The following is a 24301-nucleotide window of genomic DNA, read 5'->3' as shown; positions in this document are numbered from 1 at the left end:
ATTTTATGTGGTCCGCTTTTGGCTATGGCATCACCACTAATTTTCTTCCTTCGATCCTGAAATGAACATTACTTTCTTCCAGGATGCGCAGAACTTCCGACAAGTTGACCCCGCGTGGCATCTGGCCGCCAAACTGTCTTTCCGTGACGGGTCCTTCGTACCTTACGTCCACATCATACCATCGGGCCAGCTGGCGCATCACCGCCTGGATACCTGCTCCTTCAAACTGGAAATACCCGTTCTTCCATGCGATGGCGGCGTCCACATCGGCATCCGGGATGACGCGGATGGCGCCTCCTGACTTAGCGCTTATGGCCTGCTGCCCCGGCCTCAACAGCACCTGTTCATTTCCCTTTTCCAGTTTTATACTGCCTTCCAGCAGCGTGGCCTCGAGGGCAGCCTCGTCTTCATAGGCGTTTACATTAAAATGCGTACCCAGCACTTCTATCGTATGTGCCGGATGTCCGTCACTACCCGCGGCAATGCCGGTCGAGGAGGAATAGATATGCACTTTGAACGGCGTTTTTTCTTTGGCCACTTCAAAATAGGCCTCCCCTGCCAGGTCGACGGCGCGTCCACTACCATTAAAAGCGGTGGGGAATCTCAGGGAAGAAGAGGCATTCAGCCACACCCTGGTACCATCGGGCAATACGAGCTGGTATTGTCCGCCCCTGGGCGTCGTGATGGTATTATAACCAACCAAGCTTGCAGCTTGCAGCTTGTTGCTTGCAGCTTGTAGCTTGTTGCCTGCAGCTTGTAGCTTGTCGCTTGCAGCTCCCCGTTCGTCGTCCGTAGTTGCCTGGTAGGCGAGCTGTCCGCTGTCCAGCTTGATCAGCTTTGTGGTGCCTTGTTGGCGGAGTGTCCCGTTGTGTGCGCTGTCCAGCAAAATGGTAGAGCCGTCGGCCAGGGTGAGGATGGCCTTATTGCCGCCGGGGCTGACATCCTGTTTGATACCTGCCGGAGTCCCGGCTATCTTTTGTGGTGACTTGAGCGTGAGATAAAAGTAGGCGCATGTCCCTGCTATAAGGATAAGCATGGCAGCGGCCGCCATCCGGCGAGGCCACCAGCGCCTTTTTTCGGAGGGCAGGAACGCAGGGTCGCTGATAATATGGCTGAATACGCGCTCTTTATCGATGGAGGGCGGTGTGCCGGAGCCTGTCAGGTCCAGCCAGATGGCTTGCAATGAATCTTCTATGGCCTTGTCTTCCTTTCCTTCATCGACGGCCCGGAGCAGCTCCAGCAATTCTTTCCTGGTACAGCTGTCAGCCGCATATTGTTGTAGTAAATAACGAAGTCTTTCGGGAGAAATCTGCATAAGTATGGCATTGGTTACCCTGGCGGATAAGGTTTACAATCGTCCTTGTGAAGTAGACGGCGTAGAAAAGGAAACGTACTGCCTGGTGGGAAGATTTTTTTGCTCCGCGGAGGCGCTGCGGGTCAATGAAGCGCGAGGAGCAGGAAGATCAGCAGGGTGGCTTCCGAGTTGGGCTGCTGGCTGAGGTGTTCCCTGATATGGCGGAGTGTTTCGGAAAGGTGGTTCTTCACGGTACTTTTGGAAAGTTGCATGATGGCTGCTATCTGATCGTGATCAAGCCCTTCGTCCTTGCTCAGCCGGAAGATGGTCTGCTTCTGCACGGATAATTGCCCCAGCGCTTCTTCGATCAGGCGCCGGAGATCTTTGGCGTTCAACTGTTCCTCGATGTCATTATTACATGCTGATGGTTCCCCCGCCAATACACTCATAAGGTTCGTGTCCTTTGCCAGCCGGCGCAGATAGTCGATGGTCCCGTTGCGCGCCATGGAAAAGATGTAAGCTTCCGGGGAGTCGAACCGAGTAAGCGATTGGCGGTTGATCCAAAGCTTGACGAAGATGTCCTGTACGATCTCTTCCGTTGCCGCCGGCGATTTGCACATTTTAAAAACAAAGGCGGAAAGATGGTTGAAGTACGCGTCATAAAGGGCCCTGAATGCCTTTTCATCACCTTTTGAGATCTGTTTCAAAAGGCGTTTCTCTTCATATGACAGTAGTATGGCCAAATTTTTGTCCGTTGGTTCCGGCGCATAAAACTACAGAAAATGTTTTGAAATAGATTATTTCCATCATTCCGGGGGGATAATTAACTGATGACCAGCCATCTGTGGCAGGTTATTGCAAATACCGGTTTCAATGTGTATTTTGTTGGTCACTTCAGTCCTTTCAATATCCCTCTTCAATATCCCCCTGTTTTCTTCCATATCCGCCTTCCATTCAATATTTATCTAAAACCGGAAAGAATCCCATTGTAAGTCCTGGAAAAATCTTGCGATCCGTAAACCCTACAAGCAAGATATATGAACCTTTTTTCCGTGTCTACACTCTCCCTTGCATTGATCATGTCAGTGCCTGCCCCTGCGCCCCGTGAATGGGTGAAGGAAAAGGATCAGATCAATGGACGCATCTCCCGCACGCAGCTTACAAAAATGCAGCGCACAACGGATGACATGATTGCCTTCCTCCATGACTCCTGTTTTTCGGACATAGACTTTTCGCCCATCTGGCATGGTGAATATTCCTCCGGGAAATTCGGCATACAGTGCAGGACCGCGAACAATAAAAGCCAGCTCGCCATTATGGCCAATGACTTCTCTCCCCTGCTGCGTTACCTGACGGTGAATGGCAAGGAGGTCGCCGGCATCCGGCCCGTTGCCGGCATACAGGATGACTGCCGTTATTTTGAATACGAAAATGAGGACCAGGTCCGGACCATCACCTGGCTGGTGACGAACAAACGTGAGCAGCTCCCTTATATCGAGATCACCCGGAAAGAATATTTGCAGGAGGCCCGTGCGGAGCTGAACAAAATAAAGGATGGCATCATCGCAGACGTCAGGCTCAAAACGCCTGTCCGCGGGGCAGCCATCCAGGAGGCGGAGAAAAAAGCGTCCATCGATGAGCTCAGCAGTCACTATTCAGGCACCGATCTGCAGGTGAGGATGCGGCTCTTTCAGCAGAACTACCAGAGCGATGAGGCCTATCTGCAGGGCGCCATTCATCAAGCGACGGCCCATCTGGATAAAACGCTGCGCCTGATGGACAGCCTGGCCCTTCGCAGCACGGCCGTGGAGCTCAACAAGCCCGCAATGGTGTCCGTGGAGGCCATCGACTTCCGGGGATTTGAGGATAATGCCGCCGACCGCAATATGCTGGTGCGCATGAACCCTGCTTATTTCAATGCCAGTCTCAGCGGCGAGCGTGCACAGCTGTTCCTTGTCAGCTGGAGCTATGATCCGGCGGACGCTGGCTCCGTCAGCATCGATCGTGCGATCCGGGAGCACATCGACTTCGGGCAATTACAAGAGATGCTGGGAAAATAGGTAATAGGTAAAAAAAATATTGGTTTCAATGCCCTACCGCGGCCAAAACCACGATATCCACGTCTTCGCATCCGTCGCCAGCACCATATCATAGCTCTTATCCCCCGTCTGGATCAGGTAATATCCCGCCGGGTTATACAACATCTGCTCCGACTGATCTATGGGGCCTCCTGGCGGAGTGGGGGTAGCTGTTGCGTCCTGTAATTTTGTGAAAAAGGCCTTCCCGCCTGCGAACTGGGGCGTTCTTGGCTCCGATCCATAATTATTGAAGAACAGAGAATTGCCGCTAAACATGATAGGTATGAACAGGTCAATATTAGTAAAATAATTAGCCCAGTAGGAATAAACATAAAAATCACCCGCGGCAGAAGAGACGCCCTCCACACCAAACGCATCATCCACCCCATTGATATGAAAACCTTGCCAGGAACCCCAGAAATACCCGTTGTCACGGGAGTAGGTCCACCATCTCTGAGGCGCACCGACATCCACCTTCACGGGGGTCGTAGCCCCAACGATCTGCCCCTGCTGCCCATTGATGGTGACAGTGACGGTGGAACCATTCAAGGTAATATTTTCTATGCTGGTAATGGTCTGGCTGCCGTTGACGACGGGGGTAAAAAAGAAGAGCCCCGTGGCAGTTACGTAATAGTTGACAGTCTGGCTTTGGATATTGCCGGAACCATCCGCCCATGTAAAGGTAATGGTCTTGTTGGCCACATCGACCCGTATATCATAATTGACACCTCCGATGGAAAGCCGTTTGAAATAGTTCAATATGCTATTGATATTCTCTAACCCAGCCATTTCATCCTTCAGCTTCCCCTGCAGGTAGGCATCGTGCTGTGCCTGGGTGGCCTTTATCAGCAGCCCCTGCGCGCCGTTGAGATTACCCACCAGCCGGAGCGTATCGCCTGCATCCGTGGGCACCGTGCTGTCCGCGAATGTATATTCGAAATCCGTCCCCCAGCCATAACCCGTGCCGAACGGGCTTTTCGATATCCTCGGGTCGGGATCGCAGGGTACATGGAGATAGTTGTAGGTGTCGAAGATCAACGCGGGCCTCGTCAGCGCCTTTACACGATAGCCGGAGGTCTTGGGCGTAGCTGCCATCGATGTGTCGAAGTCGGAAAGCATGAGCACCTTGGTGCTGTCGACGAACTGCATATAATAGGCCAGCACGATGCTGGGGCCCGTCTGGCTCACTCCCTGGTTATAGGCGATGCCGGTGGTGCTCTCCACGAAGATCCAGCCGTAGGTCGCGCCCATCAGCTTCTTCTGGTAAGCGGCCATTACTTCGGATACCCGCTGGTCAGCCGTCTTGCCCCCAACCGTGTCGTCATATGTTTTTTTACAGCCGGCGTTTACGATCATCGCAGCAGCCGCCATATATATAATTGCTCTTTTCATTTGCATCAATTTAAGCGATCTTATTGCAGATAGTTCACAAAGGCGGTGCGGCATTTGGCCCTCAGCGCATAGAAGTCGATATTCCATACCCTTTGGAAATAATCTACCACAACGGCTTCTTTCTGTTTGATGGTTGCATAAGCTGTAGTTCCGGGGCCGCCTGTTTGTGTCAGCAATGCTTCGTATTCGTCATATCCCCCGCTGGGCCCACCCTCGCCGCCGGCCAGCATCGTGCTGATCATCTCCACGAAGTCTTCATCGGGGGCTGCCTGGGCATAGGAAGTGATGAACCCCAACGTCCGCGCTTCGGCATCGGAAATATTGTACCAGTTGCCCGTATATCCCGTGGAGATGGTCTTGAAGGACACGGGATAGAGTACATTCTGGTGTAGGATGTGCCCGAACTCGTGGTGCATGGTGTGCATCATTTGCTTGAATGCGTTGGAATCCACTTTTTTCCGGCTGAAGTAATTCACCTCGTACAGGAGCATGGACGTTCCGCCTTCGGCCTGGCCAAGGAACCGGGCGCCATTCGGCAGGTATTCCGCGCTGCCGGCCATCTCCAATGCTTTGGGAAGATATCGCCGTAAGAACACGGTACTGCCCGTCTGCTGGTTGTAGGGGGCATACGCTACGTTCAGCAGGGCCTTCAGCACAGGTATCACCTTGGATGCGTCAGGCGGCGTGATGTCGCTGGGGAAGTCCAGCTGGCCGGGCAGCCATTTATAATAGACGGCCACGTTGTAAGGCACCGTCATGCTGTCGTAGATGAATTTGTCTACGGAGTCCTGCGCCCATGTATCCCCGCCCAGGCCCGGCGGAGGCGTGGTCAGCGGCGTAAAGGAATCTTTCTTACAGGCGACCATGCCGGCCAGCAGGCCGATGCATAGCACTGAGAGAAAACTATTTTTTGCGCTCGATTTCATTTATAAAAACATTTTTATCATTATATTTTTAGTTTCACAGGAGCTACCTTGGATTCAGTTCAAGACCGGCATTGACGGCTTCCGGAGGCAGCTGTAGTACCCTTCTTTTGTCATCATACCGGATGACCTCCACGACAGTCGAAAAGTCGGAGCCGGCATATCTTACCACCGAGATCCCCAGGCGAATGACGTCGAACCATCTTAAACCTTCCTGCATATACGTAAAGCGCTTGAAGTCCAGGGCCGCCAGGACCAGGGCGAGCGAAGTGTTGGATGTCCCGTAAAAATTCCTGGCTTTTGTCGCGGTGACGTTATGGCTGGACGGATTGTAGTTATTGATGTTCCTGCTTACCCATGTGTTCAGATCAGCGAGGGCGGCAGTGGTATTGTTCGTCCGGGCGTAGGCTTCCGCTCTGTTCATCAACACTTCTTCCATGCTGAAAAGGGGAAATAATCCATATCTGCCGTTGCCTGTGGAATAGGGGCTCCATTTGGGGAAGTTGAACACCTGCGGCGTAGCGCCATAGGTGATGATGCCGATTTCGCCGCCGGTGACGTTGGGCCCGTTAAAGAAATTGGCATTCAGGCCCTGGCCGTAGCCATACCTGTATTGGGCGTAGTTGTCGAAATAGCTGCTCTGGGCTTCCTGCAGCAGGATATTGGCATTCTCTGAAGAGGAGACATACTTGATGGCCAGCTGCTGGTACTGCAGGGTCGCGTAATCCACCACCGGGTTCCGGATCAGGCTGGCGGGATTGGCAGTGCCGAAGACGGCCGATGCATGGGTGATCACCCGGGCTAAGTCCTGCTTGAACAAATAGAACCTCGAAGCAAAAGCATGCGCTGCCTGCAGGGTGAAATGGAACTTGGGAGCCGTCCCATAGGTTTTATCCTGTATAAGGCTCAGGCCCCGGGTGAGGTCGCTCTCTATATTGTCGTATACGGACTGGACGGTGCCTCGCTGGTATTTCTCAAATACAGTGCCCTGAGGTTTGGTGACATAAGGAATGCCGGGATCAGCCGCCGCAGTGGAGGGATCATACGGCTTGGCGAACAGGCATACCAGCATAAAATGGGCATAGGCCCGGCATACGAGCGCCTCCCCTTTCTGCGCCGCAAAATTTGCGGAATCCGGACCATTGCAATAGGTGAGCGCCTGGTTGGCGACTGCGATGGCCCTGTAGCAGGAATCCCAATAAGCGATGGGGGAATCGTATTTTACGCTGGTGACATCCTCATAACGATAAGACTGCGAATTGATCTGGTAGGATTCCGGATCGGCTGACGCAGGCGCCGTGCCTTTATCTTCCGCGTTATCGCTCAGCGGTTCCGTGAATGCCATATAGACCGCATGGGGATAGGCGGATGTCAGCAACTGTGTCACCTGGTCTACATGGCTGATGACGGTCCTGTTGTCCGGGAGCTTATCCAGCTGTTTATTGCAGCTTGCAAGGCAGACACCCAAACAGAATATCGGATAAAATATTCTCTTGTTCACGGAGTTATTTGTTGTCTTTTCAATGGTGTTCATGATTACAGCCCAAGCTTTAGTGAAAAAGTGATCTGTTTGTTCACTGGCAATGCGACCCCGCCAGTGGTGAAAAATTCCGGGTCCTGTCCATGCAGGCGGCTGTCGGAATAGATCAGCCATAAATTGTTGCCTGTAACGGAGACGGAACCGGTCCTCAGCCCCACCCTGGTCATAAGGGCTGGCGGCAGCAGGTAAGAGAAGGTCACTGCCTTCAGCCGGACAAATCCGCCGTCCGCCACCCTGTCTGTCGAATAGTTATAATTATTATAGGGGAATGCCGATCGCTGCTGTAAAATATAGCCGGCCTGCGGGTACATCACCACAGACGGGATATTGGTCAGTTTGTCATCCCCCATCACTTCAAACCTTCTCTTGAACTCGTTGGGCAATGCATCCAGGTCGGAATAATAGGTGCTGTAGACGGGCCGGAGCCGCACCTTATTGCCGGCCTGGTAGGTCACGAGCGCACTCAGGGAAAAATCTTTATACCGTATGTTGTTGGTCCAGCCGCCCGTAATGGTCGGATCGGCGGGCCCGTCGTACTTCAGATAGGAAGTGTTCAGGCTTAACAGGTTGACCTGCGGGCTTACATTGCCGCTGTCATTGACGAATAAGGGGTAGCCCCAGAAAGGGTCCAGCCCTCTGTTGGCAAGGGAGAACAGGCCGCGGACGGGAAATCCCTGTTTGGCGCCGCCGCCTTCCGCCACCAGTTGCCAGAGGTTGGGGGTATTCCTGAGATTGGTGATCTTTGTTACATTCCATCCGAAAGTGAGTGTGCTGCTGAGCCCCCAATCCTTTGCCACTACGATCCTCCCCGTGATGGATACATCCAGGCCATGGGAGGTCATATCGGCATAGTTGGCATATTGATTCACCTGCCCCCCGATGCCGGCCGTCCGTACCAGGCCGATGAGGTCGAAGCTTTTACGATGGTACCAGTCGACGGTGAGACCGACCCGCTCTTTCAGAAAGCCTGCGTCCACACCTACGTTGAGCTCATATTTCTTCTCCCAGGTGAGGTCCTTGTTCTGCAGGTCCTGGATATTGATGGCAGTCTGCTGGTCCACCTGGTATTGCCTGTTGGTGATCTGGGATTTTAAGATGGTAGTGCTGTTGATGGCATTGCCTACGCTGGCATTCAGCCCGTAGCTGCCTTTCAGCATCAGGTGGCTCAGCGTATTGTCCACGCCTTCCATGAACTTTTCCTGGTCGATATTCCACACGCCTGCCACCGTCCAGGTTGGCAGCCAGCGGGCCCGGGAAGAATTCCCCATCCTGTTGGACCCATCCGTGCGCACCGTACCCATGACGGTGTATTTGCCCGCATAGGTATACTGGGCATTGGCAAAGAAGGCCGCCGCCCGCTCGTACTCATAGAACATGCCGTAATAGGTATCGTTGCTCTCGCTCATCTTCTTGAAGAAAAGATAATTGATGAAGGGTGTGCCGCCTGTGTTATACTGGTAGCCTACGCCGATGTTATTGGCCGTCTGCCGATCCACAGAACGATACTCCTGTCCTATCAGGGCCGTGATCTGATGCTGCCTGTCGTCGAAGCTTTGGGAATAGCTGATCACGTTGCGGAAAGTATAGTTGGACAGGGTCCTGTCGACCCGCTTGTAAAATCCGCCGTAGGGCAATACGGACACCGCCTGGTTGAAAGGCAACGCCGGGTCCTGGTAGAGGCGGGTGTTGGCTGCATTGAGGATGGTGTTATATCCCGGCTGGTTCGGATCGCCGACACGGTAAGCGTTGGCTTCATTCGCATTATCCAGTACGTCATGTTCTTCTGTGGTCTTGGCATAGCGAAGGGCGCCGACGAAGTCATAGGTGAGGTGGGGGGTGATCTTATAGGTCAGGCGGCCTTGCAGCTTGCCGTCCAGGACGTTCAGTTTGGTGAAGTTGTTCTGCAGCTCATAGAGGATATTGAAAGGAGCATAGTCCTTGGTCGAGTAGTTATAGGAGCCGTCGTCATTACGGGCGGGCAGGGTCCGGGAAGTGTTCAGGGCATAGCTGAACGGGTTGATATCGAAATCCCGTGAATAGGCCCCTACGAGCGGGTCCGAATTCCTGTTCTCTGTCCCCGAGGTCCTTTGCTGGCGGACGTTGCCATTCACTAAAAAGCCGAAGGACAATTTATTGGTCAGGTTATAATCCTGGCGGAAGTTGAGCGTATAGCTTTTTACATTGTCGGCTACACTCCATCCCGGATCGTAGAAAAAGCTGGTGGAGATGTAGGACTGGGCCTTGTCGTTCCCGGAAGAGACGCTCAAGGTGTGTTGCTGGGTGATGGAATTCCTGAACAGGAGCTTGAACCAGTCCGTATTGATATTGGCATATTTCATCAGCCACGCCTGCCTGGCTGCGGGGGTGTTGGCGACCCCGAAATTGCCATTGGCATCGGGGGTTTGCAGCAGTCTGGCCAGCTCGCCGTATATCCCCGAGCTGGAGGAATTCACCAGCTGAGGATAGGAAATGATCAGTTTTCGCTCCAACTCCGCGTTCAGCGATGTCTGGTCCGCTGAATTCATGATGTCGAACGTGGTATAGGAAGGTCTTAACTGAAGGCCGAAGTTACCTGTGTATGCGATGGCCGGTGTGCCTGATCTACCTTTCTTCGTAGTGATGACGATGACGCCATTCATCGCGCGGGCGCCGTAGAGGGCTGCGGCAGAAGCGTCCTTCAGGATGTCGAAGGTTTCGATGTCATTGATGTTCAGCCCTGCGACGGAAGAGCCGAGCAACGTGCTGGCATCGCCGCTGGTCAGCTGCTCGTTCGAGACATTGACGATGTCTTCCAGCACCACTCCGTCGATGACCCAAAGCGGTTTATTCTCCCCGTTGATGGAAGTGGCGCCCCTGATGCGCACCTTGGGCGCAGTACCGAAAGTGCCGGACACATTTTGTATGGAAACGCCCGCCGCACGGCCTTCCAGCATCCTGCTGATGTCGGTGACCCCGTCGATCCTGATGCTGTCTGCTTTCACCGTTACCGCCGATCCCGTGAACTTTTTGCGATCGATCCGCTGGAACCCGGTGACGACAACGTCTTCCAGGGCCGCTACTTTCCGCTTCAGGCGGGTGGTCAGTTCGGCCCTGCCGTCTACGGCCAGTTCGATCTCCTCGACATTGACCCCGGAAAAGACAAGGACCGCACCCGTCGGAACACTGTTGATGGTGACATCCCCTGAGGCATTGGTGACATATTTTCTCGGCGTCCCCTTCACCTGGACAGTAATGCCCGCGAGCGGCAGCCCGGCCTCATCCGCGACATGCACCTTCACGGTCTGGCCAGGGGTCTGGCCGGCTGCATGGAGGCAGAACAATAATAAGAGAAGTACGATTGTGCTGGCAGGTCTCATATGCTAACAGCAGTTTTGATTGAATGACTGGAAAAACAAAGAAAGGCGACCTCCGGGAGGAGGCGCCTGGTTTTTTCTGCAACGGGAAATCTTATTGCAGATGATAGTATTTTTTGACCTCTTCGTAATTCCCGAAGTCGATGTTGGGCAGGCCGCGCCGTCTGCCGGTGCTGCCTGTGCCACCGGTGCTGTTGGTAATGAGGTCATTCGTCAAAATGCGCACCAGCTTGAGCGCTTCGTATTTTTCGCCGGGGCCCGAGACCCTGTCTATGAAAAAGAAGGCCGAATCCACGGGGTTAGCCCGATCCAGGTATCCGAACGAAAAGCTGTATTGGCTGGCATCGTTCTCGCCGTGTCCGGGAATGGCATACCAAAGGGGAAACTTGTAAACGTACATGAACCAGGCAGAGAGGTCCAGCGTATCGTTGGGAAGTGAGAGAAGAAGACCGATGCCATTGTTCGGCGACGGCTGCGTAAGGTCGATGCTGTCATTAGGGATAAAGAAATATTCCATCACATTGGCGTTGCCGGACTGTCCGGTCGGCCCTATTGCGCCCGCTACGCCTGCGGGGCCCGCGGGTCCTGCCGGTCCGGCCGGGCCTGTGTCGCCTTTTTTACAGGAGATCATACTTACCGTTGCTATAGTGATAGCGCAGGCAGCCAATAATCGGGAAAAACTTTTCATTTTCATTCTCATTTAGCAGTGAATAAATTAGATTGTAGTTTAACGACAGGCCGGGTTAATGCGTTCTTTACGGATATTGGGGATGTTTAGGAGAGAGCTTCTTCTCGATTGAATTTAAGGAAATTTATTCACATAGCGCCTCTCCGTCGATATTTCAGCTTATTATTTTGACTATCAGAGGGTTTGAAACGTCCCAAGAGCACCCCCTGATCAGGCAAAAGGCTGGTCGATGGATGGGCTCGGCTCCGAGAACCACCGGGGGCCATCTTCCGTCATATAAGCGCAATCTTCCAACCTGATGCCGAACTCACCATAGATGGCGATGGTGGGCTCTATACTAAAACACATTCCAGGCTGCAAGGGTTGCCTGTTCCCCAAAACCATATTTCCCCATTCATGACCGTCCATCCCAATGCCATGACCCGTACGGTGGGGGCAGCCCGGGATCTTATAGCCCGGTCCGAAACCAGCGTCCGTCAACACCTTCCGCGCTGCGATATCCACATTCTCACAAGGGGCGCCGATCCTGGCTGCGGCAAAGCCCGCCGCCTGCGATCTTTTCTCGATGTCCCATACCTGCCGTTGCCGGTCGGTCGGGGCCGCGCCGAAAACGATGGTCCTGCTGATGTCGGAAGAATATCCCTGCACCTTGCAGCCTCCGTCCATCAGTACGATGTCACCTTTTTTCAGGTGCTGCGGTTGTATGCTGCCGTGAGGGAAGGCGGATGCCTGGCCGAAGTTGACGCCGATCTCCCCCTCTGCGCCCAGCCTGGAATGCGCGTCTGCCGTGATGGCCCCAAAATCCGCCGGGCTCATCCCTTCATGCAATAATGCGACGCCCGCCTTATAAGCTGCAATGGTGATGTCGTTGGCCTTTTTCATCAGGGCGATCTCGGCGGGTGATTTGATAAGGCGGCATTGCATCGTGACGGGATCGCCGCTGACATAATTCAGATGGGAGGCTTCTTTTTTCACCCCGTCGAAGATGAAGAACCGCAGCCGCTCCTCGATCCCTATGTTACCCATGCGGATACCCATGTCCTTTATGGCGGTGGCGATCTGTTTGTAAGGGCTTTCATGCTCTTCCCATACGCGCAGGTCCGTACCTATCTTCATTAATTCACGGAGCCGCTGAGCCTCGAAGGCCGGACCGACGTATTTGATCTCGCCTTTTGCCGGGATGATGGCCACCATCGTCCTCTCGCTGGGCCACCATCCGACGCCTGTAAAATACTGCATGGAAGTGCCGGTGTCCAGGATCAGGGCCTCGATCTTATTTTCCGTCATGAGCCGCTGTGCCTTCTGGATGCGGGCGATGCGCTCCTCCAGGGTAATGGGGACGACGTCGTCCGTCATGGGACGAAGGTCGTCGAGGATGCGGGCGCTGTCAGGTCCGCCGGGGGAGCCGGAGGATCTTGTGGAGGATGGGCCGGAGGTCTTCGTAAAAGAGGACAAGCCGGAAAACAGGGCCGCGCCGGTGGCTGCGGTGGATGCGGACAGGCGGAGAAATGATCTTCGTTTTAAGCTCATGAGACAGTCTTTTAAAGTATGGTGTACTAAAGTACAAAATATTCGGGGGCAACATTTGTTTTCCACATACATTTGTTGCATCCTTATGCGTGGCTCACTGCTCCTGACACTTATCCTCTCCTGCCTCAGCTGCTGCTGCCAGGAACTCTCCTACAGGCAATTCACTGTGAAGGACGGGCTGCCGGGCGCTATTGTTTATCAAAGCCTGCAGGACAGGAATGGGTTCATATGGTTTGCCACGAACCAGGGCGTGAGCCGGTTTGACGGCAGGACATTCAGGAATTTCTCCAAAGAGGACGGGCTCCCGGATAATGAAATTGTAAAACTCTACCTGGACAAGCACAATAATGTCTGGTTTATATCCCTGATGGGTATCCCTTCCGTATTTTATCATGATTCCATCATCCGGATCGACAGCTGCTCCTGGATAAATTCCATATGTGAGGATGGATTGACGGATGGCATCGTAATGGTACAGTTCAAATCCACCGGAGGAGAGCAAGGATACTACCAGTCAGTCAACAGGCCTGGTCAATGGAAGTTTGTATTCCACTCATGCGCTATCATGGCTCGTACGGATTTTTTTGTGCTGCGGTCATCCGCTGCCGAAAAGATAAATGTCTATTTTTCTGGTACGGGTGGCGACTCGATCCAGAAATTGGTCGTAAAAAGCCTGTATAAGGAAAGCCACTATCAGTTCAGGGCCATCACAAACCATACCTGGCTGTCCTTCGGATGGCCGCAATTCAGCAGTATTTCCAGCGATCAGAAAGGGGTATTCTTCATAGGCACGGATTCACTTTATTACGCAGATATCCACCAGCTTCTCCCATTGTTGTGCCTTAAAGACATCGGGTTGGATGAAAGGCTAAATAATGATTTCAGCTCGTTGTTCAGCGAAAATGACTCGACGCTGTGGATCTGCAGCAGGAATAGAGGTTTACTGCGCATACGCTATCCGCTTAGCCGGGACAGGGTCATCCAAACCTATTTCCCCAAAAGCTTCTGTACCTCTTTGATAAAAGACCGGGAAGGCGGGTATTGGATCACGACCCATAGCGATGGGGTCTACTATCTGCCCAACCTTTCTTTTTATTCCGTGTCCGGTTTTCCCGACCTGGCTGCTCAGAGCGTCCTCTGTATCCGGGCGTTGGATAGCGGGAAAGTGGCGGCAGGGTTTTCCGATGGCAACGTAATGCTTATCGATCATCGCCAGCTCAATAGCAGCATACTACCCGGGTTGGTCGCGCAGAAAAAGAACAACCGTATTATGGATATAGGTCCCTGGGGGACGCAGGAATTGCTGTTGGGCACTGATGGCGGGTTGTACCGCGTCCAAAAGAATGGGAACAGGAAGAGGATATTAACCCTGGCCATTAAGGAGTTTTATGCTTCCTCAGACAGCACCATGATGGTGGCTGCTCATGATGGAGTCTTTTTAGCATCTGCGGACGGAGAATTGAAAAGAAAAATAATGCTAGCCCGTGCCACCTGCGTCACGGGATGGAATGAGACCTATTGTTATTGGGGTAGTTTGCAGGGCTTGTATCTCACCAGGGGGGATTCTACCACCAACCTGGGTAAAAGAATTCCTGCGCTTGCCGGCGTCATCAATCACATCGATATAGCGCCTGACTCATCTGTCTGGGTCTCCACCGGGCAGGGCATCGTGATCCTGAAAGATGGCGGGACCTTGCAGCTCACCCGGGAACAAGGTCTCCCGAGCAATCTATGCAAGCACATTTCTTTCAATGACAGCACCTGCTGGGTCTCGACAGACAAAGGCCTCTGCAGGATCGACTACCGCTGGGACCACGGACACCTGGTGCATACGACGTCAAACATCACAGAAGAAGACGGCCTTACAGCCAATGACGTCAACCAGACCGTTGCCGCGGGCAAGTATATCTGGGCAGCTACGGCAAGAGGCATTTCATTTTTTTCAAAGGACTACGTCAGCCATTCCGCCTTACTGCCGCTGATCAATATTACCCGCATCGTGGCAGATAACTCGGCATTGGCGTTAAAAGACACCCTATCGCTGGGACCGCAAAAAACGAGGCTGTTGATCGAGCTGTCCGGCATTTCCTTCCGCAGCGGGAGGGAAATATCCTATGAATACAGGTTAAAAGGACTGGACAGCAGCTGGAGGCACATCACCAATAGCAGTATCGAATTCCCCGCGTTGCCCTTCGGCACCTATACGTTGGAGGTAAGCGCCATCGATAGATGGGGAAAAAAGAGCGATAGTCCCCGTATGATCTATATCCGACATTCCCCCCCTTTCTGGCTGACCACATGGTTCATCTTATCCTCCTATCTTCTGATGGCATTGGCGGCAGGCGCAGGCGTCTATATCTTCCATCGCTACAGGCGGCAGAAAAGAGAAAAGGACTACCAGCTGAACAAAAGAATGCAGGACCTCGAGATGATGGCCCTCCGTGCGCAGATGAACCCTCATTTCATCTTCAACTGCCTGTCATCCATTCAATATCACATCATGAACGCGGACGTAAAGAATGCCAGCGCCTACCTGCATAAATTTTCCACCCTGATCAGGCAGACCTTGCAGAACAGCACGGCCTCCATGATCCTGCTTCGCGATGAGATCAAACTATTGCAGCTGTACCTTGACCTGGAAAAGCTGCGTCTGGGCGACAGGATGGAATACCGCGTCGAAGTCTCGCCGGAACTGGACCCCGACCGGCAGCAGATACCCACTATGATCGTTCAGCCTTATGTGGAAAATGCGGTCAAACACGGTATCAGCCCCCTGGAAGGCGTCAAAGGGATCCTGCTGGTCGGGTTTAAAAAGGTCGACAACGGCATTTGCTGCACCATCGAAGACAATGGCCCGGGAATAGACGCATCCGGGTATAACGCGCCCGGGGAGAATGGTCACCAATCCATGGGAAGAAGCATTACAGAAAAAAGGATCCATACTTTTAATGCATTACAAAAAGAAAAGATCCATATCCTGATCACCGACAAACGTTCGTCCGGATATCCTACCTGCGGAACCCTGATACAACTATTCTTTCCTATTTCAAGTACCTGACTATGGCTGCATTACGTGGTTCGTTACTCCTGACGTTCATACTCACCGGCCTCAGCTGCTGCTGCCAGGAACTCTCCTACCGGCAATTCACTGTAAAGGATGGGCTGCCGGGTTCCATCGTCTATCATAGCCTGCAGGACAGGAACGGGTTTATCTGGTTCGCCACGAACCAGGGCGTAAGCCGGTTTGACGGCAGGACATTCAGGAACTTCACCAAAGAGGATGGGCTGCCCGACAATGACATTGTGAAGCTGTACCTCGACAGGCACAATAACGTCTGGTTCATTTCGGTGATGGGAACGCCGTCTGTCTTCTACAATAATTCCATCATCAGATTTGACAGCCTCCTGGGCGTCAGAACTGTCTGCGAGGACGCGCTGACAGATTCCCTCGTAATGGTAAAGGTCGACTGGAAAGCCCGCCTATGCGGGTATTACCAGTCTGCCAACAAGCCCGGCAAATGGAGCTTCACTCATCATACGCGTCCGACACCTGATGGCCGTGGCTTGCCTTGCCTGCGGGCATCCGCCAAGGATATGGATGTCTTTTTTACAATTGTAAACAACTCGATCGAGACGGTGACACTAAAGAACAGGGAGGGTGAAGCACATTACAGCTTTACGTCTGAAATTCTCCATACATGGCTCCCTTACTGCTGGCAGCAATACGCCAGTATTTCAAGCGATGCGAAGGGGGTATTCTTTATAACCCGGGATTCACTTTATCATGCGGACATGCGAGATATCCGCCCGGTGCTGCTGTTGAAGGACCTGGGGTTGGAGCAATCCAAAAAGGACGATCTCAACCGGCTGTTCAGTGAAAATGACTCGACCCTGTGGATCTGCAGCCGGAGCCAGGGGTTACAATGCATCAAGTATTCCTCCGGCCGGAGAATGGTTGTCCTCAACTATTTCCGCCAAAGCTTCTGCACCTCTATCATGAAGGACAGGGAAGGCGGCTATTGGATCACCACTCATAGCGATGGGGTTTATTATTTACCCAATCTTTCTTTTCATCCAGTGTCCGGGCCTCCCGATCTGGCTATTAAAAGCGTCAGGTGCATCCATGCCCTGGACGGGCAGCGGATAGCGGCGGGCTTTTCCAACGGCAATATCATGATCATTGACAATGCGCGGCTCAACGCGAGCGTGCTGGCTCCATGGGCTGTCCTGAATAAGAACAATCGTATCCTGGATATTGGTTCTTTCGGCACCCATGGCATGGTGGCAGCCACGGATGTAGGACTGTACCGGATCGGGCCCGGAGGAAACAGTAAGGCCTTACTTCAGCGGGCGGCCATCAAAGCATTATATACGTCGTCCGACAGTATTATCACGCTTGCCACCGCCACCGGGATAATTGTACTGAAAACAACCGGACGGTGGACAGGCTCGATAAAGGGAATTCGCGCCACCTGCATCACAGGATGGAATGAGCACTACTATTATTGGGGCAGCCTGCAGGGCTTGTATCTCACTACCGGAGACTCCACCACCAACCTGGGTGAAAATAACCTTTCGCTCGCCGGTGTGATCAATCACATCGATATAGCCCCCGACTCTTCCCTCTGGGTCTCCACCGATCAGGGTGTGGTAATCCTGAAAAACGGCAAGACCTTGCAGCTCACCCGGGAACAAGGTCTTCCCAGCAACCTTTGCAAGCACATTTCTTTCAACGACAGCACCTGCTGGGTTTCCACAGACAAAGGTATCTGCAGGATCAATTACCATTGGGATCACGGGCGGCTGACGCGTACACTGTCGAACATCACTGAAGAGGATGGCCTTACTGCCAGTGACGTGAACCAGACCGTTGTCGCGGGCCAATATATCTGGGCAGCTACTGCAAGAGGCATTTCATTCTTTTCAAAGGATTATGTCAGTCATTCCGTCTGGCGCCCCCTGATCAATATTACCCGCATCGTAGCAGGTGACTCGGCATTGGACCTAAAAGACACCCTATCGCTGGGGCCGCAAAAAACGAGGCTGCTGATCGAGCTGTCCGGCATTTCCTTTCGCAGCGGGAAGGAAATATCCTATGAATACCGCCTGAAGGGCCCGGACAGCAACTGGAATCACATCACCAATAACAGCATTGAATTTCCCGGCCTGCCATTCGGAAATTATGCGCTGGAAGTAAGGGCCATCGACAGATGGGGAAAAAGAAGCGAACGTTCCAGGACGATATTCATTATGCATCCGCCTCCCTTCTGGCTGACCACCTGGTTCATTTTATCTTCCTATCTGCTCATGGCATTGGCAGCAGGCGCCGGCGTCTATATTTTCCATCGCCACAGGCGCCAGAAGAGAGAAAAGGACGATCAGCTGAATAAGAGAATGCAGGACCTTGAGGTGATGGCGCTGCGGGCGCAGATGAACCCGCATTTCATCTTCAACTGCCTGGCATCCATTCAATATCACATCATGACCGCGGACGTAAAGAACGCCAGCGCCTACCTGCATAAGTTTTCTACCCTGATCAGGCAAACCCTCCAGAACAGCACGGCTACCATGATCCTGCTACGCGATGAGATCAAACTATTGCAGCTGTACCTTGATCTGGAAAAATTGCGCCTGGGAGACAGGATGGAATACCGCATCGAGCTTTCCCCGAAACTAGACCCCAGCCAGCAGCTGATGCCCCCTATGATCATTCAGCCTTATGTGGAAAATGCGATCAAGCACGGCATCAGCCCCCTGAAAGACGTCAAAGGGATCCTTCTTGTCGGGTTTACAAGGGTCGGTAACGCCATTTGCTGCACCATCGAAGACAATGGTCCCGGAATGGACGCATCCAGGCAAAACGAGCCCGCCAACGACGGCCATCAATCCATGGGGAAAAGTATTACGGAGAGAAGAATCCATGCCTTAAATGCATTGCAAAAAGAAAAGATTCATATCTTAATAACCGACAAACGTTCGTCCGGGTCAGCCACCACCGGCACCCTGGTACAAATATTCTTTCCTATTTAACTGACTGACCATGTCCATCAATACCGTTATCATCGAAGATGAAGAGAAATCTGCTCATGTGCTGCAGCAGCTCATTAAAGAATATGCCGCGGAGTGTAATATATGCGGCACGGCAGGCCATGTGAGCAATGCTGTCCGGCTGATAGAAGACGTTCGGCCCCAGGTCGTTTTTATCGACATCCGTATTGCCGACGGTACGGGTTTCGATGTTTTGCATAAGCTATCTTCCCATCAATTCGAGCTGGTATTCGTCACGGCCTATGACAGCTATGCCCTCGAGGCCATCAAGCACTCAGCCATCGACTATCTCCTGAAACCCATCGGCGTCGTCGAATTCGAAACGACTGTGGAAAGGCTGCGAAAAAGGCTGGCTGAAAAGGTGCAATACAATACGGTGGAAACCCTGCTAAAAAAACTGGTTCAACAGGGGGGACAGGAAAAAATAGCCATCCCCATGGCTTCCGGCTTTGATTTCATCCATCTGGAAGACATCCTCTGGTGCAAGTCGGACGGCATGTACACGACGTTTTATCTCTCCAATAAGTCAAAAGTGATATCCTCCCGCAACCTCGGCACGTTTGAACACCAGTTGGCTCAAAACAACTTTTTTCGTATTCATCACAGCATTATGATCAATATGCGCTGGGTAACACAATACGTAAAGGGGAAAGGGGGTTCCGTTGTCCTGGCGGATGGCATGAAGCTACAGGTGTCCCAGCGGAGGAAGGCGGAATTCATGGACAGGTTCCTGCCCAACGCCGGATAAGTTGCAGTTATCAGGCAATAGGCTCACTTAGCCGGGCAACAGCGGCGATTGTCAAACGGACTCCATAGAAGTTCCTGATTAGCATAAATTACATGGCATAAAACCTGCCATGAAAAAATCATTACACCTCCTCTTATTTTTACTGCCATTGTCCTGCCTTTCGCAAGCTCCTGGCAGTCAGTATGCCCGCACGATGACAAATGTGTATGGGTCGGGAACGACGGACTTCCTGCTTTTCAAGCCGGCGGATTCCGCCAGTTCCACCAAACATCCGTTGATCATTTTTTTACATGGCGCCGGAGAAGTGGCGGGCACTGATCCTTCCGTCATTGCCTCCGTCAGCGGGACCATCCCCTATTACTGCGCCCACGGCGCTTCCATGCGGTTTACCGCAGGAAGCGTTACTTCCACCTTTTATGTACTGTCCCCAAAGAAATACGCCGGCGGCAATGGCTCCTGGGATCTCGCACCGGTGAAAAACATGATCGCCTATGCGAAGGCCAACCTGAATGTGGATACCAACCGCATCTACCTCACAGGATTGAGCCTCGGTGGCGGAGGCACGTGGAATTTTATCACCGACAGCCTGTCCTGGGATCAGCAGATCGCAGCGGCGGCACCCGTAGCCGGCCTCCAGGAAATGAACGACGCTAAATATTGTTCTACCATCGGGACATCCCACTTGCCCGTATGGGCTTTTCATTGCAAGGATGACGCCACCGTATCTGTAGGCGCTACTCAGCATGGGATGTTGGTGGAAGCGTATAACTGTCCTTCGGACAGTCCCCGGCTGAGGACAACCTACTACACTTCAGGCGGACATGCCGGCGCCTGGATCAATGCTTACGATACAGGGCATATCACCCGGAGCGTTGACAGCTCCAGCTCCTTTTCCGGGGGAGGACCTGCTGTAGCTTATTTCACTGCAGCCCCTAACCTGTACGAGTGGTTCCTCAGCAAGAACAGGGGGACCACGTCCCCTCCGCCTGCCACACACGCTTCTTATAACTGGCCCGGATGCGGCACCAGCCTGACGATCAACCCCGGTAGTTTGTCGGCAGCCGGCATCAGTCTCCAGGCCGGCGACACCCTGGTCTTCTCCGGCAGCTGTACCTGGGACCACCTGAGCGTCGATCATATCAATGGGACATCCGCCGACACTATCGTATTCAAATTTTTGCCGGGCAGCGTATTCACCACCACCTGGGGTTTCGTTTCAGGCACCTGGGACAGCGTGTCTTTCGTAAAGGTGCTGGGGGTCAACGTGAATAATTATGCCGGTATTTTTGCGCAAATAGACAACTATTGCCATGACATCTCCTTCTGGAACGGGACGTTCCGGAACCTTAACAATAACTATATGTTCGCCCTGGGAGATAAATGGGCCAGGCTCTATTTCGACGGCACAAAAAAGACCACCATTTATGGCATCGGCTGGTATAACAATATCTTCGATGGCGCCACCAACGCGACTTTTATCCAGAACAATGCCGACAGCACCTGGAACCTGCTGCTCGATATCAGCATTGTCGGCAATACATTTAAAAATATGACCAATACGGGCAATATAGCCCCTGCGGCCGTGGTAATGAAGGCCTTCAATGTCAGGTTCATCAACAATAAATGCGATAATATCCTCGCCGACAACGGGTCATTTAAAGGCACGCATACGGGCTTTGTCGTTCTACATGGCTGGGGAGATCTCAGCAACAACGTATTTTCCAACAGTTATGCCAACGATCTCAGGCTGGTGCCCCTCCAATTCAACGGGCTGCCGGGATATAGTGGTACCAGCGCCAGGTACAGGATCTATAATAATATCTCGCACCATAAGCTGTCCTATAGCATGGTGGAGATGTCGCCCAATAATGGCGTAGGCGACATAGATCATGGAATGGGATATATCTCACCCTGTAAGAGCGAGATCTATCATAACACCGTTTACAGCACACACCGGTCGTCCTACAACGGTGACTATTACGGAATGGTGGTAGACCTCTACTCAGACAGTTCAACCGTCCGGCATAATGTCATCGTAGCGCCGGAGATCGACCGGTCCTATGATCCGGCAGGCAGAGGCCGCTATGTCATCTCCTTCCCTGCGGGTCCAAAGGTTTGCGACACGAGTAACAACCGGGTGTATCAGACAGCGGCTGCGGCAGGTTTGGATACGGCCAACTGGCAACTGCTGTCCGGCAGCCCCCTGATCGATGCATCGGATGGCGCCAGTCCCACTGTGTCCTATGACTATTACTATGTCACCCGCCCGCAGGGGCCCGCCAGTGACATCGGTGCATTGGAATATGTGTCCGGCGGATCTTCTGCAGCCCATGTCCTTCTTTATAATAACTCCATCGGGCTGCCAGATGTGCAGCCAGCCTTAACCGTAACACCGAATCCCGTGACCGACATGGTGCAGATCACTGGCGGCAAATATATCCGGTCGGTGACGCTGTACAGCACCGCAGGACAAAAGCTGCGTGTCCTGGCGCCGGCGGGCGATGGAAGCATACTATTCAATATGGGCTCCCTGCCGAAAGGTATTTACCTGCTGCAGATCATGGACGTGAAAGGGAATGTGCGGACGGTGAAGTTGGTGAAGCATTAGGACGGACCAGCATCTCCACCATGTTCATCACCAGGTTGGCGGAATTGCGCGCCGCGATGTGATAAAAGGATTCCATGTCGACATGGGCATTGTTACCCGCCTTGTCGCTCATGCTGCGGATGATGACGAATGGCACCTGCTGCTGCCGGCAGGCCTGGGCCACCGCGGCCCCTTCCATCTCCGTGGCCGAAGCCTGCAGCTGTCTGTATAACGCCGCCGTGGCTGTCTCCGAAGAGATGAACTGGTCGCCGGTGACAATACGTCCTTTGATGATCCTGGGCATGACGCTGTCCTTTTCACCGCCCGTCTTTTCCAGCTTCGTCGTCTTTGCGGCGATGAGGGCCAACTGTACCAATCGCGTATCGCAGGGGAAATACAAGGGGTTTTGCTCATTCGTCACCGGGTTGCGCGTGCGCCAATGTTCCAGGCTATCCGGCCGTAAGGCGCCATAATCATGATAGCCGACCTCCGTCCCGATGACCAGGTCGCCGGGCGATAAGGCCGGGTCTACCGCCCCCGCTATGCCCGTGAAAATAATTTCCGAGGGGTGAAAATGTTCCAGCATCAGCGTGGTGGTGATGGCGGCGTTCACTTTGCCCACGCCGGAAAGGGCTACGACCACCGGGCGTCCTCTCAGCATTCCCTGTGTAAAATGGATCTGTTGAATGACAACATCTTTCTTTTGCCGTACCTGGGTCAGCAATAAGGTGGTCTCGTCGCCAAACGCGCCCAGGATGCCCGTGACCTGCGCGCCTGCGCCGGTGAAGATGATGCATGTCAGCGTGAGTAAAAGAAAAAACTTAGGTCTCATGTTATGCGAGTATTAATGCTGCGATGGCAAAAAGGTCTATTGTCCACAATGCGGGGCTGATGGTGCGTCCCTTTCCGGCCAGCACCTGCATGACTGTCCAGCTAAGGAAGCCCCAGGTGATCCCCTGGGTAATAGAATAAGTAAACGGTATCAGCACCATGGCCAGAAAAGCGGGGATGGCTTCCTCCAGCTGCAGCCAGTGGATCTTTATCACGGGGCGGATCATGAACACTCCCACCAGCACCAGGGCCGGCGCCGTTGCGATGGCAGGCACTGCGGACAGCAGCGGCGCTAAAAATAAAAAAGGCAGGAACAACAGTCCGGCCGTCACTGCCGTCAGTCCACGCCGTCCTCCCGACTCGATGCCTACGGCCGACTCGATATAGGCGGTGCCCGGGCTGGAGCCCACGAGTCCCGCCAGCGTAGTGGCCACTGCGTCGGTGATCAGGGAGCGCTGGATATGGCGTGGTTCCCCATTGTCATCCAGCAGGTCGGCGGCTTCCGCCAATCCTACAAAAGTGGAGAGGCTGTCGAACATGTCCGTGAACACAAAGGCGAAGATCACGGGCGCTACGGACCATTTTAGAGAATGCACCAGGTCCAGCCTGAACAAGAGGCTAAAATCCGGCGCTGCCACGACGCCCTGTCCATTGACCAGCGTCTCCGTCCCCCACCAGCGCCCCAGGGGCCAGGCCAGGAAGGTCGTGATGAGAATGCCCAGCAAAAGGCCTCCTTTCACTTTCTTCAGGAGCAGGCCGGCCGTGATCAGCAGTCCCGCCAGGAAAGTCAGCAATGCCGGCGTCAGCCGTCCTATCCCTACGATGGTGGCGGGATTGGCGACAATGAAATGCGCATTCACCAGCCCTATCAGGGTGATAAAAAGGCCGATCCCGGCGGCAATGGCATAACGCAAGGGCCGGGGAATGGCACGCACGATGTAGGTACGTATATTGAAGACCGATAAGAGCAGGAAAATAATGCCGGACCAGAAGACGGCGCCCAATGCAACGGGCCAGGGAACTTTCATTCCGATGACGGCCGAGAAAGTAAAGAAGGCGTTCAGTCCCATACCTGGCGCCACCAGGATAGGGTTGCGTGCGTACAGCCCCATCATCAGGCTGCTGAAGCAGGACACCAGCACCGTGGCGGTGAGCACGGCTGAAAAGGGCATCCCTGTCTGACTGAGGATCGATGGGTTGACGACGATGATGTAGCTGGCAGCCAGGAAGGTGGATATCCCCGCTAATATTTCGGTCGAAGCTTTGGTGGGTGGTGTAGTACCTGTCAT

At 53.3% G+C, this 24301-nt stretch carries 15 protein-coding genes; 5 read left to right on the top strand and 10 right to left on the bottom strand.

Features of this window, described 5'->3' with window-relative positions:
- Positions 1-22 precede the first annotated feature (22 nt).
- The gene (locus Q4E93_RS31450) at positions 23-1315 is read right to left on the bottom strand and encodes a FecR family protein (RefSeq protein WP_303591917.1); all 1293 of its coding nucleotides are present in this window, start codon (positions 1313-1315) and stop codon (positions 23-25) included.
- A gap of 122 nt (positions 1316-1437) precedes the next feature.
- A complete protein-coding gene (locus tag Q4E93_RS31445; RefSeq protein WP_303591916.1) occupies positions 1438-2037 on the bottom strand; it encodes an RNA polymerase sigma factor in 600 nt (199 codons plus the stop codon).
- A 294-nt stretch (positions 2038-2331) separates the two neighbouring features.
- Between Q4E93_RS31445 and Q4E93_RS31440 the strand changes: the two genes are divergently transcribed.
- Positions 2332-3354: a hypothetical protein gene (locus Q4E93_RS31440; protein WP_303591915.1), complete on the top strand. Its 1023-nt coding sequence runs from the start codon at positions 2332-2334 to the stop codon at positions 3352-3354.
- A gap of 33 nt (positions 3355-3387) precedes the next feature.
- Here the strand turns inward: Q4E93_RS31440 and Q4E93_RS31435 are convergent, their stop codons facing one another.
- The 6 genes from Q4E93_RS31435 to Q4E93_RS31410 all read right to left on the bottom strand — a co-directional run bounded on the left by Q4E93_RS31435 (position 3388) and on the right by Q4E93_RS31410 (position 12798).
- On the bottom strand, positions 3388-4764 hold the full coding sequence (locus tag Q4E93_RS31435) for a DUF4302 domain-containing protein (protein WP_303591914.1): 1377 nt from the start codon (positions 4762-4764) through the stop codon (positions 3388-3390).
- A 20-nt stretch (positions 4765-4784) separates the two neighbouring features.
- On the bottom strand, positions 4785-5690 hold the full coding sequence (locus tag Q4E93_RS31430) for a putative zinc-binding metallopeptidase (RefSeq protein WP_303591913.1): 906 nt from the start codon (positions 5688-5690) through the stop codon (positions 4785-4787).
- A 43-nt stretch (positions 5691-5733) separates the two neighbouring features.
- A complete protein-coding gene (locus tag Q4E93_RS31425; RefSeq protein WP_303591912.1) occupies positions 5734-7221 on the bottom strand; it encodes a RagB/SusD family nutrient uptake outer membrane protein in 1488 nt (495 codons plus the stop codon).
- Positions 7222-7223: 2 nt separating this feature from the next.
- The gene (locus Q4E93_RS31420) at positions 7224-10583 is read right to left on the bottom strand and encodes a SusC/RagA family TonB-linked outer membrane protein (RefSeq protein WP_303591911.1); all 3360 of its coding nucleotides are present in this window, start codon (positions 10581-10583) and stop codon (positions 7224-7226) included.
- 91 nt (positions 10584-10674) lie between these two features.
- The gene (locus Q4E93_RS31415; RefSeq protein ID WP_303591910.1) at positions 10675-11268 is read right to left on the bottom strand and encodes a hypothetical protein; all 594 of its coding nucleotides are present in this window, start codon (positions 11266-11268) and stop codon (positions 10675-10677) included.
- A gap of 210 nt (positions 11269-11478) precedes the next feature.
- Complete coding sequence (locus Q4E93_RS31410) at positions 11479-12798, bottom strand: M24 family metallopeptidase (protein ID WP_303591909.1); 1320 nt, start codon at positions 12796-12798, stop codon at positions 11479-11481.
- A gap of 85 nt (positions 12799-12883) precedes the next feature.
- Here Q4E93_RS31410 and Q4E93_RS31405 point away from each other — a divergent pair, with 85 nt between their 5' ends.
- From Q4E93_RS31405 to Q4E93_RS31390, 4 genes are all read left to right on the top strand, one after another.
- A complete protein-coding gene (locus Q4E93_RS31405; RefSeq protein ID WP_303591908.1) occupies positions 12884-15856 on the top strand; it encodes a sensor histidine kinase in 2973 nt (990 codons plus the stop codon).
- Between the two features lie 2 nt (positions 15857-15858).
- The gene (locus Q4E93_RS31400; protein WP_303591907.1) at positions 15859-18828 is read left to right on the top strand and encodes a sensor histidine kinase; all 2970 of its coding nucleotides are present in this window, start codon (positions 15859-15861) and stop codon (positions 18826-18828) included.
- Between the two features lie 10 nt (positions 18829-18838).
- Positions 18839-19594: a LytR/AlgR family response regulator transcription factor gene (locus Q4E93_RS31395; protein WP_303591906.1), complete on the top strand. Its 756-nt coding sequence runs from the start codon at positions 18839-18841 to the stop codon at positions 19592-19594.
- 109 nt (positions 19595-19703) lie between these two features.
- Entirely contained in the window at positions 19704-22202 is a 2499-nt protein-coding gene (locus Q4E93_RS31390; protein WP_303591905.1) for a choice-of-anchor Q domain-containing protein, read from the top strand.
- Here Q4E93_RS31390 and Q4E93_RS31385 read toward each other — a convergent pair.
- Together Q4E93_RS31385 and Q4E93_RS31380 are read right to left on the bottom strand one after the other, a co-directional pair.
- Positions 22153-23013, bottom strand: coding sequence for a 5'-methylthioadenosine/adenosylhomocysteine nucleosidase (locus Q4E93_RS31385; protein ID WP_303591904.1), 861 nt, complete (start codon positions 23011-23013; stop codon positions 22153-22155). The two genes, Q4E93_RS31390 and Q4E93_RS31385, sit on opposite strands and share 50 nt — an antisense overlap.
- A gap of 1 nt (position 23014) precedes the next feature.
- Positions 23015-24301, bottom strand: coding sequence for an NCS2 family permease (locus Q4E93_RS31380; RefSeq protein ID WP_303591903.1), 1287 nt, complete (start codon positions 24299-24301; stop codon positions 23015-23017).

Source organism: Flavitalea plasmicola (assembly GCF_030546645.1).
In the GTDB taxonomy this organism is placed as follows: Bacteria; Bacteroidota; Bacteroidia; order Chitinophagales; family Chitinophagaceae; genus Puia.
Note: the sequence above shows the minus strand (reverse complement) of the source record. Positions and strands in the feature narration are given on the sequence as shown.

Bases quoted from the DNA above. Each gene is read 5' to 3' on its own strand.
- Q4E93_RS31385 (WP_303591904.1), bottom strand. From the start codon at position 23,013: ATGAGACCTAAGTTTTTTCTTTTACTCACGCTGACATGCATCATCTTC.
- Q4E93_RS31435 (WP_303591914.1), bottom strand. From the start codon at position 4,764: ATGAAAAGAGCAATTATATATATGGCGGCTGCTGCGATGATCGTAAAC.
- Q4E93_RS31410 (WP_303591909.1), bottom strand. From the start codon at position 12,798: ATGAGCTTAAAACGAAGATCATTTCTCCGCCTGTCCGCATCCACCGCA.
- Q4E93_RS31380 (WP_303591903.1), bottom strand. From the start codon at position 24,301: ATGACAGGTACTACACCACCCACCAAAGCTTCGACCGAAATATTAGCG.
- Q4E93_RS31395 (WP_303591906.1), top strand. From the start codon at position 18,839: ATGTCCATCAATACCGTTATCATCGAAGATGAAGAGAAATCTGCTCAT.
- Q4E93_RS31405 (WP_303591908.1), top strand. From the start codon at position 12,884: ATGCGTGGCTCACTGCTCCTGACACTTATCCTCTCCTGCCTCAGCTGC.
- Q4E93_RS31400 (WP_303591907.1), top strand. From the start codon at position 15,859: ATGGCTGCATTACGTGGTTCGTTACTCCTGACGTTCATACTCACCGGC.
- Q4E93_RS31440 (WP_303591915.1), top strand. From the start codon at position 2,332: ATGAACCTTTTTTCCGTGTCTACACTCTCCCTTGCATTGATCATGTCA.
- Q4E93_RS31415 (WP_303591910.1), bottom strand. From the start codon at position 11,268: ATGAAAAGTTTTTCCCGATTATTGGCTGCCTGCGCTATCACTATAGCA.
- Q4E93_RS31390 (WP_303591905.1), top strand. From the start codon at position 19,704: ATGAAAAAATCATTACACCTCCTCTTATTTTTACTGCCATTGTCCTGC.
- Q4E93_RS31450 (WP_303591917.1), bottom strand. From the start codon at position 1,315: ATGCAGATTTCTCCCGAAAGACTTCGTTATTTACTACAACAATATGCG.
- Q4E93_RS31420 (WP_303591911.1), bottom strand. From the start codon at position 10,583: ATGAGACCTGCCAGCACAATCGTACTTCTCTTATTATTGTTCTGCCTC.
- Q4E93_RS31430 (WP_303591913.1), bottom strand. From the start codon at position 5,690: ATGAAATCGAGCGCAAAAAATAGTTTTCTCTCAGTGCTATGCATCGGC.
- Q4E93_RS31425 (WP_303591912.1), bottom strand. From the start codon at position 7,221: ATGAACACCATTGAAAAGACAACAAATAACTCCGTGAACAAGAGAATA.